Consider the following 953-nt stretch of genomic DNA (forward strand, 5'->3'; position numbering starts at 1 on the left):
AAGAACTTGCGCCGGGCATGGGCCCAACACCCCACTTCGAGGATCGGACCGGGCTTCCGATTTGGATCGTAGAGCCGGTTGTAGCCTGCGAAGGCATCGGATTGCATCGCGCCGGCGTAGGCGGCGAGCCAAGCTTCGACGTGTTCGCCCGATCGCGTGGCGGTGTAGAAGTAGGCCGCAGCCGGCGCGGCCGTGCCGGCGAAGGGGCGGTCGTCGCGAACCACCGCCCAGAGATGGCCGGTGCGGGTCTTGCCCGGAGCCAGGACCGGCACCGGGGTATCGTCGACATGGATGCGTGCGGCCGCACGAACATGGGCCTCGAGCCGCTCGACCAGAGGCGCGAGCGAGACCGTGACGGCACCCACCCAGTCGGCGAGCGTGCTGTCGGTCAGTGGCACGCCCTCCCGCGCAAAGCGCTCGCCCTGACGGTGGAGCGGTAGATGCATGCCGTACTTGGCGGTGACGATCTCGGCCAAGAGGTTCGGCCCGGCCCGGCAGCGGGCGATCGGGTGGAACGGCCCCGGCGCCTGGTTGATCGCCTCGCAGGCCCGACAGGAGAACTTCTCGCGCACGTGCTGCACGACGAACCAGCGAGCCGGGATCCGCTCCAGCGTCTCGGTGACATCCTCGCCGAGCTTGGACAGCCGATCACGACCGCAGCAGTGGCAGGCGGTCGGCCCCGGCACGACGACCCGCTCGCGCGGAAGGTGCTCCGGCAGAGGGCCGCGCATCGGCTGGCGCCGGTCCCTCGCCTGGCTCCTGGCCGGCTCGACAGCGGCGATCGCCACGTCGGCGGCGATCTCGGCAACCGCAAGGGTCTCCTCGGCGTCTTCGAGCATCAACTCTAGCTGCTCGAGCTTGCGGCCGCGTTCGGAGGAAGCACCAAAGGCCTGGCGGCGCAGTCGGGCGATCTCCAGACGAAGCTTCTCGATGAGCAGCCGCTCACCGGCCTG

1 protein-coding gene is annotated in these 953 nt (G+C 69.9%); it reads right to left on the minus strand.

Annotated elements, in window-relative coordinates:
* The coding region (tnpC, locus tag WBG79_RS27560) for an IS66 family transposase (RefSeq protein WP_337360458.1) at positions 1-953 on the minus strand (953 nt) is incomplete at both ends.

It is taken from the genome of Prosthecomicrobium sp. N25 (assembly GCF_037203705.1).
Classification (GTDB): domain Bacteria; phylum Pseudomonadota; class Alphaproteobacteria; order Rhizobiales; family Ancalomicrobiaceae; genus Prosthecodimorpha.